Source organism: Streptomyces sp. CA-250714, from assembly GCF_050936705.1.
Taxonomy (GTDB): domain Bacteria; phylum Actinomycetota; class Actinomycetes; order Streptomycetales; family Streptomycetaceae; genus Streptomyces.
Map to the genome: position 1 here is coordinate 3608898 of NZ_JBNJMI010000001.1, position 24231 is coordinate 3633128.

Annotated in this window: 18 protein-coding genes; 3 read left to right on the plus strand and 15 right to left on the minus strand. The window is 72.3% G+C overall.

The window, feature by feature from the left end:
- Positions 1-11 precede the first annotated feature (11 nt).
- The 3 genes from ACQEU8_RS16045 to topA form a co-directional block, all read right to left on the minus strand.
- Entirely contained in the window at positions 12-1223 is a 1212-nt protein-coding gene (locus ACQEU8_RS16045; protein WP_433101107.1) for a DNA polymerase III subunit delta', read from the minus strand.
- A gap of 224 nt (positions 1224-1447) precedes the next feature.
- The gene (gene tmk / locus ACQEU8_RS16050) at positions 1448-4771 is read right to left on the minus strand and encodes a dTMP kinase (RefSeq protein ID WP_433101109.1); all 3324 of its coding nucleotides are present in this window, start codon (positions 4769-4771) and stop codon (positions 1448-1450) included.
- A 143-nt stretch (positions 4772-4914) separates the two neighbouring features.
- Positions 4915-7806, minus strand: coding sequence for a type I DNA topoisomerase (topA, locus tag ACQEU8_RS16055; protein ID WP_433101111.1), 2892 nt, complete (start codon positions 7804-7806; stop codon positions 4915-4917).
- Positions 7807-8017: 211 nt separating this feature from the next.
- On the opposite strand from topA, the gene ACQEU8_RS16060 reads away from it, so the two are divergent.
- Entirely contained in the window at positions 8018-8407 is a 390-nt protein-coding gene (locus ACQEU8_RS16060; RefSeq protein ID WP_433101113.1) for an NINE protein, read from the plus strand.
- Positions 8408-8462: 55 nt separating this feature from the next.
- On the plus strand, positions 8463-8891 hold the full coding sequence (locus ACQEU8_RS16065; protein WP_433101115.1) for a DUF2752 domain-containing protein: 429 nt from the start codon (positions 8463-8465) through the stop codon (positions 8889-8891).
- Positions 8892-8899: 8 nt separating this feature from the next.
- Here the strand turns inward: ACQEU8_RS16065 and ACQEU8_RS16070 are convergent, their stop codons facing one another.
- The 5 genes from ACQEU8_RS16070 to bldG all read right to left on the minus strand — a co-directional run bounded on the left by ACQEU8_RS16070 (position 8900) and on the right by bldG (position 15734).
- Positions 8900-10489 carry a DUF7059 domain-containing protein gene (locus ACQEU8_RS16070; protein WP_433101117.1) on the minus strand — a complete coding sequence of 530 codons (1590 nt, stop codon included), beginning with the start codon at positions 10487-10489 and terminating at the stop codon, positions 8900-8902.
- A gap of 52 nt (positions 10490-10541) precedes the next feature.
- Positions 10542-11114: a small secreted protein gene (locus tag ACQEU8_RS16075; RefSeq protein WP_433101119.1), complete on the minus strand. Its 573-nt coding sequence runs from the start codon at positions 11112-11114 to the stop codon at positions 10542-10544.
- Positions 11115-11421: 307 nt separating this feature from the next.
- On the minus strand, positions 11422-13866 hold the full coding sequence (locus tag ACQEU8_RS16080; protein WP_433101121.1) for a sodium-translocating pyrophosphatase: 2445 nt from the start codon (positions 13864-13866) through the stop codon (positions 11422-11424).
- An 838-nt stretch (positions 13867-14704) separates the two neighbouring features.
- Positions 14705-15256 (minus strand): ATP-binding protein, encoded by a 552-nt coding sequence (locus ACQEU8_RS16085; protein WP_433101123.1) that lies wholly within the window; start codon positions 15254-15256, stop codon positions 14705-14707.
- 136 nt (positions 15257-15392) lie between these two features.
- A complete protein-coding gene (gene bldG / locus ACQEU8_RS16090; protein ID WP_016473000.1) occupies positions 15393-15734 on the minus strand; it encodes an anti-sigma factor antagonist BldG in 342 nt (113 codons plus the stop codon).
- Between the two features lie 189 nt (positions 15735-15923).
- On the opposite strand from bldG, the gene ACQEU8_RS16095 reads away from it, so the two are divergent.
- The gene (locus ACQEU8_RS16095; protein WP_433101125.1) at positions 15924-18530 is read left to right on the plus strand and encodes a DEAD/DEAH box helicase; all 2607 of its coding nucleotides are present in this window, start codon (positions 15924-15926) and stop codon (positions 18528-18530) included.
- Positions 18531-18547: 17 nt separating this feature from the next.
- Here ACQEU8_RS16095 and ACQEU8_RS16100 read toward each other — a convergent pair whose 3' ends face one another.
- The 7 genes from ACQEU8_RS16100 to ssd form a co-directional block, all read right to left on the minus strand.
- On the minus strand, positions 18548-18952 hold the full coding sequence (locus ACQEU8_RS16100; protein WP_433101127.1) for an Rv3654c family TadE-like protein: 405 nt from the start codon (positions 18950-18952) through the stop codon (positions 18548-18550).
- Positions 18933-19370 (minus strand): TadE family type IV pilus minor pilin, encoded by a 438-nt coding sequence (locus tag ACQEU8_RS16105; protein ID WP_433101129.1) that lies wholly within the window; start codon positions 19368-19370, stop codon positions 18933-18935. Before ACQEU8_RS16105 ends, ACQEU8_RS16100 begins: the two co-directional genes overlap by 20 nt.
- Positions 19357-19569 carry a DUF4244 domain-containing protein gene (locus ACQEU8_RS16110; RefSeq protein WP_433101131.1) on the minus strand — a complete coding sequence of 71 codons (213 nt, stop codon included), beginning with the start codon at positions 19567-19569 and terminating at the stop codon, positions 19357-19359. The genes ACQEU8_RS16105 and ACQEU8_RS16110 overlap by 14 nt, the downstream gene beginning before the upstream one ends.
- 108 nt (positions 19570-19677) lie before the next feature.
- On the minus strand, positions 19678-20271 hold the full coding sequence (locus tag ACQEU8_RS16115) for a type II secretion system F family protein (RefSeq protein ID WP_433101133.1): 594 nt from the start codon (positions 20269-20271) through the stop codon (positions 19678-19680).
- Positions 20272-20537: 266 nt separating this feature from the next.
- Positions 20538-21560, minus strand: coding sequence for a type II secretion system F family protein (locus tag ACQEU8_RS16120; protein WP_433101135.1), 1023 nt, complete (start codon positions 21558-21560; stop codon positions 20538-20540).
- Positions 21557-22855 (minus strand): TadA family conjugal transfer-associated ATPase, encoded by a 1299-nt coding sequence (locus ACQEU8_RS16125; protein WP_433102435.1) that lies wholly within the window; start codon positions 22853-22855, stop codon positions 21557-21559. The genes ACQEU8_RS16120 and ACQEU8_RS16125 overlap by 4 nt, the downstream gene beginning before the upstream one ends.
- An 83-nt stretch (positions 22856-22938) precedes the next feature.
- Entirely contained in the window at positions 22939-24111 is a 1173-nt protein-coding gene (gene ssd, locus ACQEU8_RS16130) for a septum site-determining protein Ssd (protein WP_433101137.1), read from the minus strand.
- Positions 24112-24231 lie beyond the last annotated feature (120 nt).

Below are 24231 nucleotides of genomic sequence, written 5' to 3' on the forward strand. Positions count from 1 at the left end.
GCGCAACCGCGTCAGCCCGCCCGCAGTGCCATCGTCATCGCCTCGACCGCCAGCAGCGGAGCCACGTTGCGGTCCAGCGCCTGGCGGCACTCCAGTACGGCCTCGATCCGGCGCAGCGTCTGCTCCGGGCGCGAGGTGGCGGCCAGTTGGCCGATCGGACCGGCCGCCTCGTCGTGCGACAGGGCGACGGACGAGCCCAACTGGCGGGCCAGCACGTCACGGTAGAAGGCCGTCAGGTCGGACAGGGCCAGGTCGAGCGAGTCCCGCTGGGTACGGGTGGAGCGGCGCTTCTGCTTGTCCTCCAGCTCCTTCATCGCACCCGCCGTACCGCGCGGCAGCCGCTTGCCCTCCGCCGCGCCGAGCGCTGCCCGCAACTCCTCGGTCTCCTTGGCGTCCAGCTCCTCGGCGACCTGTTTGGCGTCCTCCGTGGCGGCGTCGATCAGCTCCTGTGCCGCCCGGAGCGCGCTGCCCACGTCGTCGACCCGCGTGGGCAGTTTGAGCACCGCCTGCCGTCTGGCGCGGGCCCGCTCGTCCGTGGCCAGCCGCAGCGCGCGATCGATGTGCCCCTGCGTGGCCCGCGCGGCGAACGCGGCCATCCCCGGCTCGATCCCGTCCCGCCGCATCAGCAGATCCGCCACCGCGTCCACCGGCGGCGTACGCAGCGCCAGGTGCCGGCAGCGCGAGCGGATCGTCGGCAGTACGTCCTCGGTCGACGGGGCGCACAGCAGCCACACCGTACGCGGCGCGGGCTCCTCGACGGCCTTCAGCAGTACGTTCCCCGCGCCCTCCGTCAGCCGGTCGGCGTCCTCCAGGACGATCACCTGCCAGCGACCGCCGGACGGCGACATCTGCGCCCCGCGCACCAGCGCGCGCGTCTCCTTGACGCCGATGGTCAGCAGATCCGTACGGACCACCTGCACATCCGCGTGGGTGCCGACCATCGTCGTATGACAGCCCTCGCAGAAGCCGCACCCCGGGCTGCCGCCCAGCGCGCGGTCCGGGCTCACGCACTGGAGCGCCGCCGCGAAGGCGCGGGCCGCGTGCTCCCGGCCGGCGCCGGGCGGGCCCGTGAAGAGCCAGGCGTGGGTCATCGCGGAGCCGGAGAGGTCGGCGGAGCCGTGCGCCTCGGCTTCCGCCGTCACGTACGCGTCGGCATCGCGCGCGGCGGCGACCAGCTGCCGCGCTGCCCTGTCCTGGCCCACCAGGTCGTCCCACACCGCCATGCGGACCATTGTCGCGGATGCCGGTGACAGTGCGGGCCGGCAGATCTCACGCACCCGGCATGGGGGCTGCGCCGCGTAAGGGGGCGCGGAGAACTGCTCCCCTGGGGGCACCTCCCGGCCGGAGGCTGGGGGACTCCGGCCGGGAGGTGCCCCCAGCAACCACAACGAACCCGCAGCCTGCGTACTCCGGCAGGGGCAACCCCTGTCCAGGCACCCGACACGGCCTAGCGACGACGGCGTTCGTCGGCCCCTTCGGCGTCGTCGCCGTCGTCATCGTGCGGGCCCAGCAGCTTGTCCGCCAGGGTGGGGGCGTCGTCGAGAGGGGTGTCCTCCGCCCAGGAGGGGCGGCGCCGCTCGCCCTCGTCGACCTGCGGAAGCTCCCGCGTACGGTCGTCGTCGGGCTCGGGTCCCGACTCGGGGACCTGCGGGAGGACCGCCGTCTCCTGGGTGTCGTCGGCCTCGGAGACCCGCGGCAGCACCGTCGTCTCGTCCTCGGGCGACGCCGCCCGCGCCACCTCGGGACGCGGCAGCTGCGTGGTGTCTTCCGCGTCCGGCCCGGCGGCCTCGCCCTGCGGCCGCACCTGGGGGATCTGCGCCGTGTCGGCCTCGGACCCGTCCGGCGAGGAGTCGGCCTCGGGCTCAGCGGGCTCGACGGGCTCAGGAGACTCAGCGACCTCACGAGGCTCAACGGACTCAGCGGCCTCAGCAACCGACCCCACCTCAGCCACCTCAGAGACCCCAGCCCCCTCAGAAGCCTCGGGAGCCTCCGCCGCCGAAGCGGTCTCAGCCGCCGAAGCAGTCTCCGCAACCGACCCCACCTCAGCCGCCTCCGCGGCCTCCGCCGCCTCCCGCTGCGCCCTCTCCGCAGCCTCCGCCTCGGCCTTGGCCGCCGCCTCGGCGGCCGCCGCCGCCCGCGCCTGCTCGGCCTTCAGCAGCGCCTCCTCGGCCTTGCGCTGCCGCTCGCGGCGGCGCTCCTCGGCCTCGGCCCGCAGCCGCTTCTCCTCCTCGGCGCGCTTCCGCAGCCGCTCCTGCTCCTCCTCGTAGGCGCGCTGTTCGGCCTCGCGGCGCTTGCGCTGCTCCTCCTCGATACGGCGCGCTTCCTCGGCCCGCTTACGTGCCTCCTCGGCACGCCGGGCCTCCTCCAACTGGCGCGCCAGTTCCGCCTCCCGGCGCTGACGCTCCTCCTCCTCGCGGCGGAGCTTCTCCAGCTGCTCCTTGCGCTCGCGCTCCTTGCGCTCTTCCTCCGCCTTCCGCTTGGCCTCTTCCTCGGCCCGCCTGCGTGCTTCCTCCTCGGCCCGCTTACGGGCCTCCTCCTGGGCCTTCTTCTCGGCTTCGGAGAGCGGCAGCACCTGGTCGAGACGGTGCCGGACGGCAGTGGTGACGGTCTGCGGCTCCTGCCCCGCGTCGACGACCAGGTAGCGGGCCGGGTCGGCGGCGGCGAGGGTGAGGAAGCCGGCCCGTACCCGCTGGTGGAACTCGGCGGGCTCGGACTCCAGGCGGTCCGGCGCCTCGGTGAACCGTTCCCGCGCCGTCTCGGGCGCGATGTCGAGCAGCACGGTCAGATGCGGCACCAGCCCCTCGGTGGCCCAGCGGTTGATGCGGGCGATCTCGGTCGGGGACAGATCGCGCCCGGCACCCTGGTAGGCGACGGAGGAGTCGATGTAGCGGTCGGAGATCACCACGGCCCCGCGCTCCAGCGCCGGGCGGACGACCGTGTCGATGTGCTCGGCGCGGTCGGCGGCGTACAGCAGTGCCTCCGCGCGGTGCGAGAGCCCGGCCGAGGAGACGTCCAGCAGGATGGAGCGCAGCCGCTTGCCGACCGGCGTGGAACCGGGCTCCTTGGTGACGACGACCTCGTGCCCCTTGGCCCTGATCCACTCGGCCAGCGCCTCCACCTGCGTGGTCTTGCCCGCGCCGTCGCCGCCCTCCAGCACCAGGAAGAAGCCGTTCCCGGCCGGTGCCTGCCGGGGGTGCCCGCCGCCGAACGCCTCCAGCAGGTCCCGCCGCAGCGGTACGCCCTGCCGGTCGTCGGTACGGCCCAGCAGGATCGCGCCGACCGGCAGCAGCAGTGCGCCCACCAGCATCAGCGTGAACGAGGCGCCACCGTGGTCGAAGACGAACGACCCGTTGTCCACCCGGTGCGGCCCGATCAGCGCGGCCAGCGCGGGCGCCAGGATCGCGCCCACCGCGAGCGACAGCCGCACCACGGCCTGCAGGTGCTCCGTCGTACGGATCCGGCGGGATTCCTCGGTCTCCTGGTCGAGCAGCGTGTGCAGGGTGTTCGCCGCGATACCGGCGCCCGTCCCGGCCAGCAGCGCCAGCCCGATGACGGTCGCGGTGTCGGCCACCAGCCCGGCCGCCAGCAGCAGTACGCCGGTCAGCCCGATGACGAGCGCGAGCAGTCGGCGCCGGGAGAGCGACGGCATGGTGTACGGCGCGAGCCGGATCCCCGCGGCGGTGCCGCCGGTCAGCATCAGGGCCAGCAGCCCGAACGCGACAGGCCCGCCGCCCAGATCGGCCGCGTGCAGTGGAGCGAGTGCGACGGCCGCCGCGATGGCGCCGCCGATCGCCCCGCCCGCGACGACGAGCAGCGGCACCGCGCCCGTACGGCCCTTGTCCGGCCCGCCCTCGGCTGTCCTGGGCCGGCGCAGCCCCTCCAGCGGGGAGCGGGGGCGCGGAGTCTGCGCGTCAGGCAGTTCGAGGAAGTAGCCGATGGCAGCGGCCGCCGCGAAGAGACCGGCCGCCACATACGAGGCGAGCGCCGCCTGGTGCGAGCTGAACCAGTCGATGCCCACACCGAACAGATTGCTGATCAGTGTGACGACGACGAGTCCGGCAGCCGCGATCGGCAGCGCCACGAAGCCGGACCGCAGCCAGAGCCGGCGCAGCGCCTCATGGTGGTCGGGCAGCGGCCGGACGGCAGCGCCCTCGGGCGGCGCGGCCGGCAGCAGCGCGGGAGCCGCGCTGTCCCTCGTCACCGTGGAGAGCCGCTCGGCGGCGCCGGTCACGAAGACGGTCACCAGCAGAACGACGAAGGCGCTGCCGGGTGTCCAGTCGATCCACAGCGGAGCGACGATCAGCGCGAGGGCCCGCAGCACATCGGCGCCGAACAGCGTCCACCGCCGGTCGAGCACCTTCTTCCCGCCGTTCGGACCGCTGCTCGGGCCGCTCTTCGCGCCGTCGCTCTTGCCCTCGTCGGCCTTCTCCTGCTGCTGGACGCCGCTGACCAGCGCGGAGACCGGGCCCAGCAGTACGGCACCGAACAGCAGCGTGGACAGCAGCCGCAGCCCGAAGACGGCGGCCACGACGAGTGCCATTCCGCGGTAGCCACCGCCGAACACCGGGTCCCCCGCCACGCCACGCACGGCTGCCGCCTGCATCGCCAGCAACAGCAGCACCAGGAGACCAAGCATGTCGCCGATCCCACTGGTGAACTGCGCGGTCCACAGCCGCCGCAGCGGGGGAAAACGCAGCAACGCGGTCACGGCGCCCTCGCGGGATTCCGCGGCGAGAGCGTCGTCCGGGGCAGTTGAGGGCGAAGACTTCATCCCGCCAGCGTATAGGGAGGAAGCCGCCACCCGAATCCGTCCCCGAACATCTGTGTGTACCCAGCGGGGCTGTTGGGCAGGATCACCCGCCCAACAGCGTCGGAACACCGGTCAGAACACCGAGAAAGCCGAGGCCGGCGGGCCTACTCCTCCGGAGGCTGCTCCGTGGACTTCTTCGGAGAAGTGGCCTTCTTGGAAGTGCTCTTCTTGGTGGTCGTCTTCTTCGCTGTCGTCTTCTTCGCCGCGGTCTTCTTGGCAGCCGTCTTCTTTGCCGGAGCCTTCTTCGCCGCGGTCTTCTTGGCGGCGGCCTTCTTCGCCGGAGCCTTCTTCGCGGGCCCCTTCGCCCGCTTCTCGGCCAGCAGCTCGAACCCGCGCTCGGGGGTGATCGTCTCGACGTCGTCGTCCCGCCGCAGCGTCGCGTTGGTCTCGCCGTCCGTCACGTACGGGCCAAAACGGCCGTCCTTGACCACCACGGGACGGTCCGTCTGCGGGTCGTTCCCCAGCTCCTTGAGCGGCGGCTTGGCGGCGGCCCGGCCGCGCTGCTTCGGCTTGGAGTAGATCTCCAGCGCCTGCTCCAGCGTGATGCTGAAGATCTGCTCCTCGCTCTCCAGCGAGCGCGAGTCGGTCCCCTTCTTCAAGTAGGGGCCGTAGCGCCCGTTCTGGGCGGTGATCTCGTTGCCGGACTCGGGGTCGACACCGACGACGCGGGGCAGCGAGAGCAGCTTCAGCGCATCGTCGAGCGTGACGGTGTCCAGCGACATCGAGCGGAGCAGCGAAGCGGTCCGCGGCTTGACCGCGTTCTTGCCCGTCTTCGGCGTGCCCTCGGGCAGCACCTCGGTGACGTACGGCCCGTACCGCCCGTCCCGGGCGACGATCGGGCGGCCGGTGTCCGGATCGGTCCCCAGCTCGAAGTCGCCGCTGGGCTTGGCCAGCAGCTCCTTGGCGTAGTCGACCGTCAGCTCGTCCGGCGGCAGGTCGTCGGGGACGTCCGCGCGCTGGCCCGGCTCGCCCTCCTTCTCGCTGGGCCCCTCCACGTACGGCCCGTAGCGGCCGACGCGCAGCGTGATGCCCTCGCCGACGGGGAAGGACGAGACGCCCTTGGCGTCGATCGCGCCGAGGTCGGAGACGAGTTCCTTGAGCCCGCCGAGGTGGTCGCCGTCGCCGTTGCCCGCGGCGGCGGCCGCACCGGCCCCGGCCTCCCCGCCCCCGGCCCGCTCACCGAAGTAGAAGCGCCGCAGCCACGGCACGGCCTCGGCGCTGCCCGCGGCGATGCGGTCGAGGTCGTCCTCCATCTTGGCGGTGAAGTCGTAGTCGACGAGCCGGCCGAAGTGCTTCTCCAGCAGCCCGACCACGGCGAAGCTCAGGAAGGAGGGCACCAGCGCGGTGCCCTTCTTGAAGACGTAGCGCCGGTCCAGGATCGTGCTGATGATCGAGGCGTAGGTGGACGGGCGTCCGATCTCGCGCTCTTCCAGCTCCTTGACCAGCGTGGCCTCGGTGTAGCGGGCCGGCGGCTTGGTGGCGTGGCCGTCGACGGACATCTCCTCGGCGCGCAGCGGGTCACCCTCGGCGACCTGGGGCAGCCGGCGCTCGCGGTCGTCCAGCTCCGCGTTGGGGTCGTCGGCGCCTTCCACGTACGCCTTGAGGAAGCCGTGGAAGGTGATGATCTTGCCGGTGGCGCTGAACTCGGCGTCCCGGCCGTCCGCGGACCGGCCGCCGACCTTCACGGTCACCGACTGCCCGACGGCGTCCTTCATCTGGGAGGCGACGGTGCGCTTCCAGATCAGCTCGTACAGCTTGAACTGGTCGCCGGTCAGCCCCGTCTCGGCAGGCGTACGAAAGCGGTCGCCGGAGGGGCGGATCGCCTCGTGCGCCTCCTGGGCGTTCTTGACCTTGCCCGCGTAGGTGCGCGGCTTGTCCGGCAGATAGTCGGCGCCGTAGAGCTGGGTGACCTGAGCGCGGGCCGCGGAGACGGCGGTGTCGGAGAGCGTCGTGGAGTCCGTACGCATATAGGTGATGAAGCCGTTCTCGTACAGCTTCTGCGCCACCTGCATCGTCGACTTGGCGCCGAACCCGAGCTTGCGGCTCGCCTCCTGCTGGAGGGTGGTCGTACGGAAAGGCGCGTACGGGGAGCGGCGGTAGGGCTTGGACTCGACGGAGCGGACGGCGAAGTCGGTGTTCTCCAGAGCGGCGGCCAGCGCCCGCGCGCCGTCCTCGTCCAGGTGCAGCACCGCGGACGGGTCCTTGAGCCGGCCGTCGGAGCCGAAGTCGCGGCCCTGTGCGACGCGGCGGCCGTCGACCGTGGTCAGCCGGGCGCCGAAGGTTCCCGGATCACCCGTCGCACCCGCTCCCGCCGAGGCATCCCCCGCCTGCCCCGTCGCGAACGTGCCGGTCAGGTCCCAGTACTCGGCCGAGCGGAACGCCATGCGCTCGCGCTCCCGCTCCACCACCAGCCGGGTGGCCACGGACTGCACCCGGCCCGCCGACAGCCGCGGCATGACCTTCTTCCACAGCACCGGCGAGACCTCGTACCCGTACAGCCGGTCCAGGATCCGGCGGGTCTCCTGCGCGTCGACCAGCCGCTGGTTGAGGCTGCGGGGGTTGCGGACGGCGTTCTGGATGGCGTCCTTGGTGATCTCGTGGAAGACCATCCGCTTGACCGGGACCTTGGGCTTGAGCACCTCTTGCAGATGCCAGGCGATGGCCTCGCCCTCGCGGTCCTCGTCAGTGGCGAGCAGCAGCTCGTCGGATTCGGCCAGCAGCTCCTTGAGCTTCTTGACCTGGTCCTTCTTGTCGCTGTTGACGACGTACAGCGGCTCGAAATCGTGGTCGACATTGACGCCGAGGCGGGCCCAGGGCTCGCCCTTGTACTTCGCGGGAACCTCGGCCGCACCGCCCGGGAGGTCGCGGATGTGCCCGACGCTGGCCTCGACAACGTAGCCAGGGCCGAGATAGCCCTTGATCGTCTTGGCCTTGGCAGGCGACTCGACGATCACAAGTCGGCGCCCACCATTTGCTGTGTCGTGGGTCGGGGACAACTTCTGCTCTTCTCTCCGGTCGGTTTCTGTATCAATATCGCTGCATTGCTATCGCTGCGGAGTGTGACGGTACCTCCCGCCCCCATGTCAAACGGGAAAAGTCCGCAACGCCACTCGAACGGTAACCCGACAACCAGCCGTCCCGCCGCCCGAAGGCTCTGGCAACATGTCCGGGGCACATCACCAGGTACCGCTCGACCTCGGAGGTCTTGTGTCCGACCCGAATCAGCCCGGCTACGGCTACCCGCAGCAGCCGGGACAGAACCCCTACAACCAGCCGCCCGGCCAGCCCGGCTACGGCTATCCGCAGCAGCAGCCCATGGCGGCTGCTCCTGGTCAGTACACCGGGGACCCGAACGCCCCGTACGGTTACGACCCGTACGGACGTCCGCTCTCCGACAAGTCCAAGATCGTTGCCGGCGTGCTGACGCTCTTCATCGGCAGCCTCGGCATCGGCCGCTTCTACACCGGCCACATCGGCATGGGCATAGCCCAGCTGCTGACGTGCGGCGGTCTGGGCATCTGGTCGCTGGTCGACGGAATCATCTTCCTGACCAGCGACAGCCGCACCGACGCCCAGGGCCGTATCCTGCGTGGCTGAGGCCTCGCAGGGCCCCGGGAGAGGGCGGCGCGACACGAGGGGAGGCATTGGCCACATGGCGATAACCAACGTCCCTGCTGCCGCTGGCCGACTCCGCGCCGCCCTCTCCCACCCGGCAGCCCCGCCGCTCGCCACCGCGGCGGCGGGTCTGGCAGGCGCCTGCTATCTGTGGGGCACCAACCCCCATGACCCGGGCGCCGCCTGGCTGCCGCGCTGCCCCTTCAACTGGGCCACCGGGCTGCTCTGCCCGGCCTGCGGGGGCACGCGCATGGCGTACGACCTGATGCACGGCGACCTGGCAACAGCCCTGCACGACAACGCCGCGCTGCTGACGGTCGGCCTGCCGGTCGCCGTCTACCTGTCAGCGCGCTGGCTCTACGAGGGGCTGCGGGGACGCCGGTACGCCCCCCGGCTGAGCACCCGGGGGAAAGTGGCCGTACTGAGCGCCGCCGTCGCCTGGACGGTGGCCCGTAATCTGCTGTGACGTAAACGTCAGTCCAGCACCGGTGTCAAAAACCCCTGTTCGACCAGGAGCCTGATCGACTCCGGCGTGCGCGCCCGCAACTCGGCCGGGTCCTCGCCCAGCAGCTGACCGATGGCGTCCAGAATCCGCCCCGCGGTCAGCGTCCCGTCGCAGACCCCGGCGAACCCGGCGCCGACCGTGTCCACCGTCGTCGCGCGCCGCATCCCGCGGTTCTGCCGCAGTACGACGTACTCCGGATCCTCCGCGCCGGGAGCGCCAACCTGCTCCTGCATCACCTCGTCCGCCAGCACGAAACGGTGCTCCAGCAGCGCCCCGTCGTGGGTACGGCGCAGAAAGTCCTGCCGGTCGAAGTGCGCCCGGATCACCTCGCCCAGCGGCTGCTCGACCGGGTGCGGCCACTCCTCGGCGAGCACCGAGGGACGCTCGGCGTCCGAGCGCCGCAGGGTGATCCAGCCGAAGCCGACGGCCTTGGTGCCGCGGGCCGCGAACTCCTCCAGCCAGGCGTCGTAGCGCGCCGCGTACCCGGCCGGATCGCCCCGGTGGTCCCCCGCGTCCCGCAACCACAGCTCCGCGTACTGGGTGACGTCCTGCACCTCCCGCTGGATGATCCACGCGTCACACCCCGCCGGCACCCACGCCGAGACCCGCTCGCGCCAGTCCGCGCCGTCCTGGTGCTCCCAGTTGGCCAGCAGCTGGCAGTAGCCGCCCGGAGCCAGATGGCGGGCCGCCTGCTGCACGAGGGTGCGGCAGATGTCGTCACCCGCCATGCCGCCGTCCCGGTAGGTGAGCCGGGCGCCCGGGGAGATCACGAAGGGCGGGTTGGAGACGATCAGGTCGTACGGCTCCTCGTCCGCCACCGGCTCGAACAGCGAACCCTCGCGCAACTCCGGTTCTGCGGCGCCCGACAGCGCGAGGGTCAGGCGCGCGAAGTGCAGCGCGCGCGGGTTGACGTCCGTCGCGGTGACGTGCGTCGCGAACCGGTCCGCGTGCAGCGCCTGGATCCCGGAGCCGGTGCCGAGATCCAGCGCGCGGCCGACCGGGGTGGGCACCATGATCCCGGCGAGCGTGGTGGAGGCGCCGCCGACCCCGAGCACGACGCCCTCCCCAGGGCTTTCCGCCCCGGACCCGCGCGGAGCGCCCACACCGCCGGCTCCGCCGACGGCACACCCCCGGTCGCTGACGACCCACCAGTCCTGGCCCTCGGGGCCGCTGTAGGGGCGTACGTCGACCGTGGCGCGTACGGCGTCACCGGCTTCCCCGGCCCCCACGGCTGCGTCCGTGCGGGCGCCCGCCTCCGGCGCCCGCTCCAGCCAGCGGTCGGCCAGCGCCTCGTCGACGGGCAGCACCGCCCGCGCGCTGCGGTACGGCACGGCCTGTTGCAGCAGAAAGAGCCGCGTCAGCGTCTCCAGCGGGCCCTCGCCGCGGGCGGCGCGCAGCGCCGGGACGGTCTCGGCGCGGGCCAGTGCCGCGTAGGCGGGGGCGCCGAGCAGGTCGAGGAGGCCGTCGGCGGTGAAACCGGCCGCCATCAGAGCCCCCCGCAGCCTGCGGGTGCTGTCGGTGGTGGGCTCGGGAAGTGCGTCAGTGCTCACCCGCGCCATTCTCCTTCGCTCCCGGGCCGCCCCGCCTTCGGGGGCGTGGGTGACCGTGGCCTCAGGAGCCGCCCTTGGTGACGCCCGTCTTCTTGCAGCTCTCCTGCTTGGCCATGGACTTGCCGACCTCGCCCTTCTGCAGCCGCTGCAGGGCCTTGTCGCCGCTCTGGCCAAGGGACTTGAGCTTGGCCGCGATGGTGTCGAGGCCCTCGTCGAACTTCTTGTCGGTGGGGAGCTTCTCGGAGGCCACCTTGAGGTCCCGGTACTCGCCGGAGATCCGGTTCAGTTCCTTGACGGCGTCCTTCTGCAGCTTCTCCCCGTCGTCCACCGGCGGCGCTCCCGCCTTCTTCACCGCGCCGGCCATCGCCTTGTACGCGTCGGAGACCTTCTGGAAGCCGGTGATGTCCGCCTTCTTGACCTCTTCGGGAGACTTGCCCGACTGCGCCGCCTCCGTGATCGAGGCATTGGCCTGATCGATCCTGTTGAGCTGGGGCTGGAGGTCGTCGCAGACCTGCTTGGCCCAGTCGTCCGTCTTGCCACTGTCGTCGCTGCAACCAGTCAGCGCGAGTACGAGCGCCGCACCGCCGGACAGTGCCGCCGCGAGCTTCTTGTTCACCGGATCGGTCCCTTCCATGGCTGTTCGGCCCGGAACATACACGCCAGAGAGGGAGTGGCGGCGAGCCGGAAGAACCCTATGGCTACTATTGCAGCCATTTGCACCAACAGTGCTGTGCGACATTACAGACATTCGCCCGTACCCCTCCGGGGGCACGATCCGTCCGCGCCGGCCGCAACCGAGGTGCACAGACGGCGGGCGGGACGCCAATGCGTCCCGCCCGCCGGTCTGTTGGCTGTTATTTATGCCACTCGTTCCGCTGTGAGCGGCTTCGAACGGCTGTCAGGCGGCTGCCGGACAGCTCCTGTGAACGGCCGTCGTACGGCTACGAGGCCGCCACCGGGTCCACCGGATCCGCCGGATCAGTCGGATCCGCCGGGGCCTGAGAGGGCTTGGCCGTCCGCTCGGCGGTGCCCTCCTCCGTCACGGCGACACCACGGCGCTTGGAGACATAGACGGCGCCGACGATGACCGCGACGGCCACCATCGAGACCACCACCCGCACGCCCACGCTCTTGTCCTCGCCGTAGCTGAACTGCACCACTGCGGGGGCGATGAGCAGCGCCACCAGGTTCATCACCTTCAGCAGCGGGTTGATCGCCGGACCCGCGGTGTCCTTGAAGGGGTCGCCGACCGTGTCGCCGATGATCGTGGCCTCGTGCGCCTCGCTGCCCTTGCCGCCGTGGTGGCCGTCCTCCACGAGCTTCTTCGCGTTGTCCCAGGCACCGCCCGAGTTCGCGAGGAAGACCGCCATCAGGGTGCCCGCGCCGATCGCGCCCGCCAGGAACGCCGCCAGCGCGCCCACCCCGAAGGTGAAGCCCACCAGGATCGGCGCCATCACGGCCAGCAGCCCCGGCGTCGTCAGCTCGCGCAGCGCGTCCTTGGTGCAGATGTCCACGACCCGGCCGTACTCCGGCTTCTCGGAGTAGTCCATGATCCCGGGCCGCTCACGGAACTGCCGCCGCACCTCGAAGACGACCGAACCGGCCGAGCGGGACACGGCGTTGATGGCCAGCCCCGAGAAGAGGAACACCACTGCGGCCCCGAACATCAGCCCGACCAGCGTGCTGGGCTGCGCGATGTCCACCAGCTCCAGCATCTTGCCCGCGCTCTGGTCCGCGTCCGTGAGCGCCTCGGCCAGCTCGGTACGGTACGAACCGAACAGCGCGGCGGCGGCGAGCACGGCCGTGGCGATGGCGATGCCCTTGGTGATCGCCTTGGTGGTGTTGCCCACCGCGTCCAAGTCGGTGAGGACCTGCGCGCCCGCGCCCTCGACGTCCCCGGACATCTCGGCGATGCCCTGCGCGTTGTCGGAGACCGGCCCGAAGGTGTCCATGGCGACGATCACACCGACGGTGGTCAGCAGCCCGGTACCGGCGAGCGCGACCGCGAACAGCGCCAGCATCACCGTGCCGCCGCCCAGCAGGAACGCGCCGTAGACGCTCAGACCGATCAACAGGGCCGTGTAGACGGCCGACTCGAGACCGATGGAGATCCCGGAGAGCACCACGGTCGCCGGGCCCGTCAGCGAGGTCCTGCCGATGTCCCGTACGGGCTTGCGGGTGGTCTCCGTGAAGTAGCCGGTCAGCTGCTGGATGACAGCGGCCAGCACGATGCCGATGGCGACGGCCACGACGGCCAGCACCCGCGGGTCACCGCTGTGTCCGAGGATGTCCTGCGCGTCGTCACCGGAGACGCCCTTGAGGTCCGCGTAGCTGGACGGCAGATAGGTGAACGCGGCGACGGCCACCAGGCCGAGCGAGATCACGGCCGAGATGAAGAAGCCGCGGTTGATCGCCGTCATCCCGCTGCGGTCGGAGCGGCGCGGCGCCACGGCGAACACCCCGATCATCGCGGTGAGCACCCCGATGGCCGGGACGAGCAGCGGGAAGATCAGCCCTTCGTTGCCGAAGACGGCGGTGCCCAGGATGAGCGCGGCCACCAGCGTCACCGCGTACGACTCGAACAGGTCCGCCGCCATGCCGGCGCAGTCGCCGACGTTGTCGCCGACGTTGTCAGCGATGGTGGCGGCGTTGCGCGGGTCGTCCTCCGGGATGCCCTGTTCGACCTTGCCGACGAGGTCCGCGCCGACATCGGCGGCCTTCGTGAAGATGCCGCCGCCGACTCGCATGAACATCGCGATCAGCGCGGCACCGAGACCGAAGCCCTCCAGCACCTTGGGCGCGTCGGCCGCGTAGACGAGCACCACGCAGGAAGCACCGAACAGGCCGAGCCCGACGGTGAACATTCCGACGACACCACCGGTACGAAAAGCGATCTTCATCGCCTTGTGGGAAACAGCCGTGAGATCACCCGACGGCTGCTCCGCACCCGGCGCCGGGGTCGCCTCACGCGCCGCAGCAGCCACGCGCACATTGGCACGCACCGCGAGCCACATTCCGATATAGCCGGTGCCCGCCGAGAAAGCGGCCCCGACCAGGAAGAACAACGAACGGCCGATCCGCTGCTTCATATCGTCGGCCGGCAACAGCATGAGCAGGAAGAAGACAACCACCGCGAATACGCCGAGGGTGCGTAGCTGCCGCGCCAGGTAGGCGTTGGCTCCCTCCTGCACGGCCGCCGCGATCTTCTTCATACTGTCGGTGCCTTCGCCCGCGGCGAGCACTTGTCGTACCAACACCATGGCGACGCCGAGCGCTGCGAGCGCGACAACCGCGATCACGATCGCGAGTCCCCGGTTGCCACTGGTCAGTTCTGCGGCGTCCGCGAGGTGCTGGGGGTGGTGAAGTGGGCTGAGATGCCCCGCCATTCGTCCTCCTTGACGTTTGGCACATGGGCGCGCGCAAGCACGCTCAGGCGTCCTGCTGCAAATATGTGGACGGATTGTAGGGAGCGCCACTGGATCAAAACAGAGCGCAGCAGCGAGAATTCGCCGGGATCGGCGAAGATCAGCCGCCCCGGAAGCGGATAATTCGCTCGCACGAGGGAATGTGCAAATTCAACTGACGCCGCTGAAAACGATCTGTCGAGTGAACGAAGAAGTCCGGTGTCGCCGGTTTAGGCGCTGGTCAGAAATGCCGTCCGTGACCTTCGGAAGATCAGAAATGAAGATCACGAAAAACCACACGGACGGCCCACTCAAAGATCAAAAACCCCGCCACGGGCTCGCCACGATGTGGCGGGCTATGACTGGTGGGGATGTGGAGGTTCAGAGTGAGTTCGGGGGAGGACGCCTGACGCGCGCCTGGACGCCGGGGGGTTCGCGCTCAGGGGACGGGGCGGTCTTCGTCGGCGGCTCCGCTCGGCGCGCCTTGGCGTCTTGGCTCCTCAGCGCCTCGGCGCAGAGCGCTGCCGGGGCGGGAAGGGGGTGGGCGTGTTGTGGCCCGTGAGGGAGGCCGGCACTGGGTCGGCGGCGCCGGCGAGGGCCGCGCTGGGGGCGTTCCGGGGTGGCGGCATCGGCGAAGCCCGCGCGTGGGGGCGCCCGTGTCGGCGGCGGCGAGCCCCGCGTGGTGTGGCGCGCCGGATCGGCGGCGGCGAGGCACGCGCCGTGCGGGCGCTCCGGATCGGTGGCGGCGAACGCCGTGCGGTGTGAGCGAGCCCCGTGCGGTGTGCGCCAGCTCTACGGTGTGGCCCTCCTGGGCGGGGCGTCAGGGGAGGACGGGCTCCGTCGTGGGCCAGCTCATGCGGATGACGCCGCCGTGCTCGTCGGTCGTCACCTCGACGTCGTCCACCAGCCCGCTGATCACCGCGAGCCCCATCTCGCCGTCGCCCTCGTCCTCCTCGGGGACCGGCTCGGGGATCTCGTCCCGTGCTCCGGGCAGCAACGCGCCCTCGGCCTCCACGAGGCCGCCGCCCCCGGGGCCGTTTCCGTTCTCGTTGGCCTTGGCGTCCTGGGGCGCCGCCGAGGCGCCAGCGCCGAGCGTGCCGCCGGGCAGTGTGAAGCGCCGGTGCGGCGCCTCGTCCCCCACCTCGATCGAGAACTTCTTCTCGTCCTCGATGAGCGACACCCGCACCGGACTGCTGAGGCCATGGCTCATATGCAGCCCGACGGCGCGCGTGCACGCCTCGCCGACAGCCAGCCGCACCTCGTCGAGCACGGCTTCATCGACCCCGGCCCGCCGCGCCACGGCGGCGGCCACCAGCCGCGCCGTACGGACGTGCTCCGGCAGCGCGCTGAAGAGCAGCTCAACGGTGGCCATGCCATCCCCCTCGGTCTTCCCTGAGTGTCTGCGGGGCCCGGCCGGGGACTCGGAGAGCCGACCCCAACGACCGCGCACCAGTCAACCGGTAAGCCGCCGGACCACCCCGGGAGGGGCGGACCGGCGGCCCGGCACATCAGTCAGTGGCCGCTACGGCCTCGTCGACCGAGGAGTGGATCGGGAACACCTTCGTCAGACCGGTGATCCGGAAGATCTTGAGAATGCGCTCCTGGTTGCAGACCAGGCGCAGCGAGCCCTCGTGGGCACGCACCCGCTTGAGCCCGCCGACAAGCACGCCGAGTCCGGTGGAGTCGAGGAAGTCGACACCCTCCATGTCCACGACGAGGTGGTAACTGCCGTCGTTCACGAGCTCGACCAGTTGCTCGCGCAGCTTGGGCGCGGTGTATACATCAATCTCGCCACCGACCTCGACGATCGTGCGATCGCCGACGGTACGGGTCGACAGGGACAGGTCCACGGATCCTCCAGCACCTTGCTATCGAGCGGTCAGCCCCCTCGGTTCTCCCTCCCCCTGCCCTGACGGAGGGAGGTACCCCCAAAGGCAGGGGACGGATCGGCAGCCGCAGAGGCATTCAATCACTTACCAGCTGGCGAGGACGACGCCTTACGACCATTGTCCGCCTCGCCAGTGACACACTCGGTACCGATGGCCAACGAACAGCACACCCGGTCCGCGAGCGTGCGCCCGCGAGTCGAGCCCCACGGCTCGGCCTTCCGCGGCGACCCTCGCGATGTGCTCGCTCGTCTCACCAGTGGGCCGGACCGCGCCGGGCGTGTCACCCATACGGAGCACTTGCCCCCGCGAAACGGTCGCCATGCGCACTGGCCCGACCGGATCCGGCCGGAAGTGATCGATGCCGTACGTCACGCGGGCATCGACCGTCCTTGGGAGCACCAGGCCCGTGCCGCGGCGCACGCCCTCGACGGCGATTCAGTGATCATCGCCACAGGCACCGCCTCGGGCAAGTCCCTCTCCTACCTCGTCCCCGTTCTCAGCACCCTGCTGGACGGCGCCGAGGCCCCCAACGGCCGCGGCGCCACCGCGCTGTACCTCTCCCCCACCAAGGCGCTCGCCGCCGACCAGCGGCGTGCCGTCACCGACCTGGCCGCCCCACTGGGCACGGCGGTACGCGCCGCCGTCTTCGACGGGGACACGCCGGTCGAGGAGCGCGAATGGGTGCGCCTGTACGCCAACTACGTGCTCACCAACCCGGACATGCTGCACCGCGGCCTGCTGCCCGGCCACACCCGGTGGTCCTCCTTTCTGCGCGCGTTGCGCTATGTCGTCATCGACGAGTGCCACACCTACCGCGGCGTCTTCGGCTCGCACGTCGCCCAGGTCCTGCGCCGACTGCGCCGGGTGTGTGCCCGCTACGGCTCCGAGCCCGTCTTCCTGCTCGCCTCCGCCACCGCCGCCGCGCCCGGCGAGGGAGCAGCCAGGCTCACCGGCGTACGGCCCGTCGAGATCACCGAGGACACCTCCCCTCGCGGCGAGACGGTCTTCGCGCTGTGGGAGCCGCCGCTGACCGAACTGGAGGGCGAACGCGGTGCCCCCGTACGCCGCACCGCCACCGCCGAGGCCGCCGAACTCCTCACCGACCTCGCCGCGCACGGTGTCCGCACCGTCGCCTTCGTCCGCTCCCGCCGCGGCGCCGAACTGATCTCCCTCATCGCCCAGGATCGCCTCGCCGCCATCCCCGCCCCCAGGCAATCGGACGAAGCCGACGACACACCTGCGGCGGCGCCCGAACGGGACCTTGCAGGGTCGCCCGAACGGGACCGCAACACCACGGCACGGGGCGAGGGTGCTGCGGGGCCGGGCGATGGTGTTGCCGAGCCAGGACTCGGCGCCGCGAGGGCGGGCGACGGCGTACCAGGCGCACGCGGGGGCGGGAGTCTGCCCGGGGCCGGGCGGCGGGGTGGGCTGTCGTCGCGGATCGCGGCCTACCGCGGCGGCTATCTGCCCGAGGAGCGGCGCGCTCTCGAACGAGCCCTGCACACCGGAGAGCTGCTGGGGCTCGCCGCCACGAACGCGCTGGAGCTCGGCATCGACATCTCAGGGCTGGATGCCGTGCTGATCACCGGCTATCCCGGCACCCGTGCCTCCCTCTGGCAGCAGGCCGGCCGCGCGGGACGGGCAGGGCAGGGCGCGCTGGCCATCATGATCGCCCGGGACGAACCGCTGGACACCTATCTCGTCCACCACCCCGACTCCATCTTCCGCACCCCCGTCGAGTCCACCGTCCTGGACCCGCACAACCCCTACGTCCTGGCCCCCCATCTGTGCGCAGCCGCAGCCGAGATCCCGCTCACCGAGGCCGACTTCGCCCTCTTCGGGCCGGAGACCGAGCAGTTGTTGGGCAAGCTCGAAGAGCGCAAGCTGCTCCGCCGCCGCAGCTCCGGCTGGCACTGGACCCGCAAGGAGCGGGCCGCCGATCTGACCGACATCCGCGGCAGCGGCGGCAAGCCGGTCCAGGTGGTGGAGGCGGGCACCGGTCGGCTGCTGGGCACCGTCGACGCCGGTGCCGCGCACACCACCGTCCACGAGGGCGCGGTCCATCTGCACCAGGGCCGTACCTATGTGGTGCGACAGCTCGATCTGGAGGACTCCGCCGCGCTGGTCGAGGAATCCAGCCCGCCGTGGACGACGATGGCCCGCGACACCACCTCTCTCGCCGTGCTCGAGACCGAGGCCGAGGTCCCCTGGGGCGAGGCGCGGCTGTGCTTCGGCTCCGTCGAGGTCACCAACCAGGTCGTCTCCTATCTGCGCCGCCGCCTGATCACCGGCGAGGTCCTCGGCGAGACCAAGCTGGACCTTCCGCCCCGCACGCTGCGCACCCGCGCCGTGTGGTGGACCGTCACCGAGGACCAGCTCGACACCGCGCGGATCAACCCGGAGATCCTGGCGGGCTCGCTGCACGCCGCGGAGCACGCCGCCATCGGCATGCTGCCGCTGTTCGCCACCTGCGACCGCTGGGACATCGGCGGTGTCTCCATCGCCCTGCATCCCGACACGCTCCTTCCCACCGTCTTCGTCTACGACGGCCAGCCGGGCGGGGCCGGTTTCGCCGAGCGGGCCTTTCACACCGCCCGCGCCTGGCTGACCGCCACCCGCGACGCCATCGCCGCCTGCGAATGCGAGGCGGGCTGCCCCTCCTGCATCCAGTCACCCAAGTGCGGCAACGCCAACGACCCCCTCCACAAACGCGGCGCCATCCGCCTGCTCACCGAACTCCTCCGCTCCGCCGCCTGACCCCGGTCGCGGCGCCCTCAGCCGTCCCCCCGGTCGACTCCTCCCTCCCTGCCGGGCCCACCGGGCGGGCTGTCCAACGGGCCGCCGGCCGGGCCCGCGCGGGCCCGCACCCGTGCCGTGTACGGGCCCCAGCGCACCCCCGCGTCCAGGTCCGCGATCTCCCCGCGCACCGCACACCTGGCCACCCGCGCACCCTGCGCCTGCGCCACCCGGCGGGCCGCAGCACAGGCTCTTGCGGGGCCCTCCAATGCCCGGTCGGCGGCCGCGAGGGCGGCCAGATCGGCGGCGGCGCCTGCCCGATGTCGTACGTGGACCGCCTGGCCGAAACCGAGCACTGCCGCGAACACTCCGCACAGCACCACCACGCTCAGCGCCGCCCACACCGAGGCCGACCCCCGGTCGCTACGGAGCTTCGCCGCCACCTGCCCTCCTCTCGTCCAACGCGACCGCCTCCGACCGCAGCTCCACGGCCAGCGGTCCCGGACCGACCGTTCTCGCCCGTACCACCACTCTCACCAGCTCGCCCTCCCTCGCCGTCTCCACCCGGGCATCGGGCGGCGCCGCGGACCGCACGGCCTGCGCGATCCCGCCCTCGGGTTCACCGCGGGCCGCAGCGCGCGCCCCGGCCCGAGCGGCGTCCACACACTGGATGCGGGCCACCGCGGCCATCAGCCCCCACAACAGCCCCGCCACCAGGAGCACCAGAGCCGGGATCACAACTGCCGCCTCCGCGGTCACATAGCCCGCGCTCGGGTCTCCCCGCCGCAGCCACCGGCGCCCCGCGCCCTCACGTACGCCCGCGCCGGGGCGTGTCCCAGCGGTCAGCTCAGAACGGCGCACGGAGCGCCCGTTCGATCAGCTGCTGCAATTCGGCTCCTACCGGGCCGCTGTTGACGACCTTGTAGAGCACCGCGGCCAACGCGACCGCCGCGAGCGTGCCCATGGCGTACTCGGCCGTACTCATGCCCCGGTCCCCGCTGAGCCTCCGTGCCGCCCGCGCCCTCTCCCACAGTCGCCGCATCCTCGCCAACACCGCCATGTCCTCCCTCGCTTCGCACACTTCGCATCTGTTCTTCTCCGGACCCGCTCACCGCGTCCGTGCCTGCTCACCGCGCCGGCCTCGCTGCCCGGCAGCCGGCCGCCGCCCTCACCACAGCGACCGCGCCAGCCCCAGCAGTACGGGGACGACTCCCACCGCCAGGAACGCGGGGAGAAAGCACAGCCCCAGTGGCCCGGTGACCAGCACCGCCGCCCGTCTCGCCCGGCTGGCGGCGATTCGCGCCCGGCTGTCTCGCAGTCCGGCGGCCAGCCGGGTCACGGACTCCACCGCGGGCACTCCGGCCACCCCGGCCCGCTCCATGCACCGGGCGAACTCCACACCCCACGGCCGCTCCGCGAACCGCCCCCACACGAGCGCCGGTTCTGCCCCCAGCCGCAGCTCCGTCGCGGCCCTGGTCAGTCGCTCTCCCAACGGGCCACCCAGTGAGCCCCCCACGGCCTCTGCCGCGCGCTGGGGTTCGGCACCCGCCGCGAGGCAGGCCGCCATCAGCTCGGCGGCAAGCGGAAGTTGCGCTTCGGCAGCCCGCTCCGCCACCGTCCGGGAGTCGTCCGCATCGGGCTGTCGCCGCAGCCACCGCCAGGTGCCCCAGGCAGCCGCGCCGCCCACCAGCCATCCCACCGGTCCGCCGATCAGCAGCACCCCCAGCACCCCGGCGCCTGTAACCCCCGCCCCCTCCCGCACCCGTCTCCTTCGCAGCACTCCCTCCCACTTCCGCCTTGCCGCCGCCCATCGGCCCGGCAGCGCACCGGCCACCGCCCCCTCCCGGGTCGCTCCTCCTGCGGCTCCGCCCTCAGAGGAGCCACACACCAGGCCCGCTCGCCGTCGTACAGCCCCCTCTCGCCTGACCACCTCCACAACTCCCGTCACACACCAGGCCGCCGCCAGCACCGCCACAGCCGCCGGAGTCCACATCCACACCCTGGGGACAACCTCCGCCCAGCCGGCGCTCACCTCGACCGGCTCCCGGTCGGCGCCGCCCCACGGCTCGTCGGCCCGGTCCCGCGCCCCGCCAACTCGGCATCCGTCGCCTTTCCCGGTCCCTCGGCGGTGCCCTCGGCCGAGCGCACGATGCGGGCGACCCAGAACAACCCGGCCCACTCCAGCAGCAGCCCGACCGCCAGACAGAGGAAGCCGGCAGGGGTGTGCAGCAGGATCCACAGCGGATCGGCTTCCATGGCCGCGCCCATGGCCAGTCCGAATACCGGCAGCAGCGCGAGCACCAAGGCGGTGGAGCGGGGGCCCGCCAGCTGCGCCCGCAGGTCCTCGCGCTGCTCTCCACGGGCCCGCACCGCGCCCGCCACCCTTTCCAGTCCCTCGGCCAGCCCCGCGCCGCCTTCGACCGCCACCTGCCAGCAGGCCGCCGCACCGGCCAGCCCCTCGGCGCCGGGCAGCTGCGCCGCCTCCCGCAGCGCCCCGGGTACGTCGCCGCCGAACCGGGCCGCCGCGAGCACCGCGGCTCCCGCGTCCCCGAAGTGCCGCACCACGGAACGGTCGACGGCCAGCAGCGCGCCGTCCGGCTGCCTGCCCGCCCGCAGTTCACCCGCGACGGCCGCGCACAGCCCGACCACGGCGGCCTCCCGCTCCCGCGCGGCCCGGTCCGCAGTGCGGCGGCGCAGCCAGCCGCGCACCAGCGGAACCGCGACCAGCCCGGCGATCAGCGGGATCCAGGACTGGCCCAGTAGCGCCACCAGCAGCCCTCCGGGCAGGCACCACCACTCCGGCCCGACCCGCTCGCCCAGTCGCCCCCGCACCGCGGCGACGGCGTCCTGCCACCAGCCGGGCGGCTCGAAGGCCGGCCGTCGCGCCGCCACCTCTCCGCCACCGGCGAGCAACAGCCTGGCCCGCCGCGTTCCGTCGTGCCGTCCCGTCATCAGCCAGGCCGCCGCCCCCGCGCACACCACTGCGGCGTACGCCGCGTATGCCACCGCGGGCTCCGTCCCCACCGTTCCGGCACCGCTCGCCACTGTCATCGAACGCTCCCCTCCGCAGCCCCTGTCCAAGGCCCTGCCGCCGGACCGCCTGGCACACCGGCCACCGCGGGCGTCCGCCCGTCGACGCCACCGCCTACGGAACCGCTACTGATGGGCAGGCCGCCCTCGGCGTAGCGCCGCCTGCACAGCTCCTCCAGTCGCCGCCAGCCCCGCTCGCGGACGAACCCACTCCCGGCGACACCAGGGCGGCGCTCGTCAGGCCCGCTCCAAACGGCGGCCGGCACCGTTGTCACCAGCCCGGTGACGTCCCGCTCCAGCACGTGGATCTGGGAGATCCGGCGCCTGCCGTCGCGGCCTCGCACCAGGTGCACGATCACGTCCAGCGCGGCCGCCAACTGGCTGTGCAGGGCCGCTCTGTCGAGCCCCGCCGTCGTGCCGAGGGCCTCGAGCCGGGCCGGGACATCGGCGGCGGCGTTCGCGTGTACGGTGCCGCAGCCGCCCTCGTGGCCGGTGTTCAACGCGGCCAGCAGATCTGTGACTTCGGGGCCCCTGACCTCGCCCACGACCAGCCTGTCCGGCCGCATGCGCAGCGCCTGCCGTACCAGATCGCGCAGTTCCACGCGGCCCACTCCCTCCTGGTTGGCCGGGCGGGCCTCCAGTCGCACCACGTGGGGGTGATCGGGGCGCAGCTCCGCCGAGTCCTCGGCGAGGACGATGCGCTCGTCGGGGCCGACCAGACCCAGCAGCGTGGAGAGCAACGTCGTCTTGCCGCAGCCGGTGCCGCCGCTGACGACGAACGAGAGGCGCGCGTCCAGCACGGCCCGCAGCAGCCGCTCCCCGCCAGGCGGAACCGTCCCCGCGGCAACGAGTTCGTCGAGACCGAATGCCCGGGGGCGCACCACGCGCAGCGACAGGCAGGTGGAGCCCACGGCTACCGGAGGCAGTACCGCGTGCAGCCGGGTGCCGTCCGGAAGCCGGGCGTCCACCCAGGGGCGGGCGTCGTCGAGCCGGCGTCCTGCCGAGGTCGCCAGCCGCTGCGCGAGCCTGCGGACGGCGGACGCGTCGGGGAAGCGCACCTGGGTGAGCTCGAGCCCCTGGCCCCTGTCGACCCACACCTGGTCGGGAGCTGTCACCAGTACGTCGGTGACCTCCGGGTCCGCAAGCAGTGGTTCCAGCGGTCCGGCGCCGACCAGTTCCGAGCGCAGGGCCTCCACGACGCCCAGCACCGCGCTGTCCCCCATCAGCCGTCCCTGGGCCCGCAGTGCGGCCGCCACCCGGGCGGGGGTCGGCTCGGCCCCGGCCTCGGCGAGACTGCGCCGTACCGAGTCCAGCAGCCGGGCGCCCGCTCCGGCGTCGTCCGCGTCAGGCGCGGCTCCCGGCGCCGTCCTGGCGCCCCGCGAGCTCTTGTCCGGCCCGGTCACGCCGCCACCCCTCCCCCGCTCAGCGCGCGCTCCCAGAACCGGCCGCAGAAGCGGGCCAGCGCGCCGTCCTTCGCGGAGCCGGGTGGCCTGCCCCGGTCGATGTCCTCCAGCAGGCCGCGCTCCCAGGGCAGCTCCCCGGCCAGCGGCACCCCGAGCAGCCGGGCGACCTCCGTGTCGTCCAGCCCCGAGCCGTATCCATGGGCACCGGCCGGGCCGCCGGGAGTCCGCACCACTGCCCGCAGATCGCGGACCGCCAGTTGCATCCGGGCCGCCACCCGGTGCGCCGCGGCGACGGCTCGTAGTTCGGCGGGCACGACGGCCAGCCCGAGGTCGAGCTGGACCAGAGCCTCCGCGACGGTTTCGTCCACCTGCCGCGGAAGGTCGACGACGACCACGCCGCCGCGCCGCCGCGCGGCTGAGAGCACGGACTTCATCGCCTCGGCGGGCACCAGGGCACGATCGCCCCGGTCCCAGCTGAGCAGGCTCAGGTCGTGGGAGCGCGGCAGGGATTCGGCGAGGGCAGTGCCGCCGACCCGGCCCCGGGACTCCGCCAGGTCCGGCCACCGCAGCCCCTGGGTCCGCTCCGCGCCCAGCAGGACGTCAAGGCCACCACCGAGCGGGTCGGCGTCGATGAGCATGGTCTGCTCTCCGGTGCGCGCAGCGGTGACCGCCAAGGCGCAGGCCAGGGTGGAGGCTCCGGCTCCGCCCCGCCCCCCGACGACCCCGACAGTCAGCGCCGTCTGGCCGACTCCTTCCAGCGCGTCGGCGATGCGGCCGGTCAGCCAGCTCTCCGCGTCTGGCAGCAGGACCACGCTCTCGGCACCGACACGGACTCCGCGCTCCCATACGCCCGGGTCGTCCCAATCCCGCCCGACCAGCAGCACTCCAGGCCGCCGTGGCACCGCCCCACCCGCGCTCGGCCTCGGAGGTCCGTGGTCGGGGCCGGGGACAGGGGCGTCGCCGAAGCCGGAAGCGCGGGCGCAGTCGTCGCCGACGAGCACCAGGGGCGCCCGTTCCCAGGAGGCCGCACCGCTCCACGATGCCCACCCCGTCCGGTTCGTAGGGCCGCCGTGCGCTACCTGGGCCTCCGTCCCGGCGGCTGCGCACAGTCGCAGTAGGTCATCGAGGAGTTCCTCGTCCTCGGTGACAATCAGAATGTTTTCGGCCATGCTCCGGCCCCTCCCCGTCAGTTGAGCACTCGCGTCCGCAAACAGCTGCGGACGCCGACGGGATTCACGGTGCAGCGAACCGGAAAAACTTGTGGATCATGGTCGAAAACTGTGGACAAC

Bases quoted from the DNA above. Each gene is read 5' to 3' on its own strand.
- ACQEU8_RS16045 (WP_433101107.1), bottom strand. From the start codon at position 1,223: ATGGCGGTGTGGGACGACCTGGTGGGCCAGGACAGGGCAGCGCGGCAG.
- tmk (WP_433101109.1), bottom strand. From the start codon at position 4,771: ATGAAGTCTTCGCCCTCAACTGCCCCGGACGACGCTCTCGCCGCGGAA.
- ACQEU8_RS16065 (WP_433101115.1), top strand. From the start codon at position 8,463: ATGGCGATAACCAACGTCCCTGCTGCCGCTGGCCGACTCCGCGCCGCC.
- ACQEU8_RS16070 (WP_433101117.1), bottom strand. From the start codon at position 10,489: ATGGCGCGGGTGAGCACTGACGCACTTCCCGAGCCCACCACCGACAGC.
- ACQEU8_RS16075 (WP_433101119.1), bottom strand. From the start codon at position 11,114: ATGGAAGGGACCGATCCGGTGAACAAGAAGCTCGCGGCGGCACTGTCC.
- ACQEU8_RS16080 (WP_433101121.1), bottom strand. From the start codon at position 13,866: ATGGCGGGGCATCTCAGCCCACTTCACCACCCCCAGCACCTCGCGGAC.
- ACQEU8_RS16085 (WP_433101123.1), bottom strand. From the start codon at position 15,256: ATGGCCACCGTTGAGCTGCTCTTCAGCGCGCTGCCGGAGCACGTCCGT.
- ACQEU8_RS16095 (WP_433101125.1), top strand. From the start codon at position 15,924: ATGGCCAACGAACAGCACACCCGGTCCGCGAGCGTGCGCCCGCGAGTC.
- ACQEU8_RS16110 (WP_433101131.1), bottom strand. From the start codon at position 19,569: ATGGCGGTGTTGGCGAGGATGCGGCGACTGTGGGAGAGGGCGCGGGCG.
- ACQEU8_RS16120 (WP_433101135.1), bottom strand. From the start codon at position 21,560: ATGACAGTGGCGAGCGGTGCCGGAACGGTGGGGACGGAGCCCGCGGTG.
- ssd (WP_433101137.1), bottom strand. From the start codon at position 24,111: ATGGCCGAAAACATTCTGATTGTCACCGAGGACGAGGAACTCCTCGAT.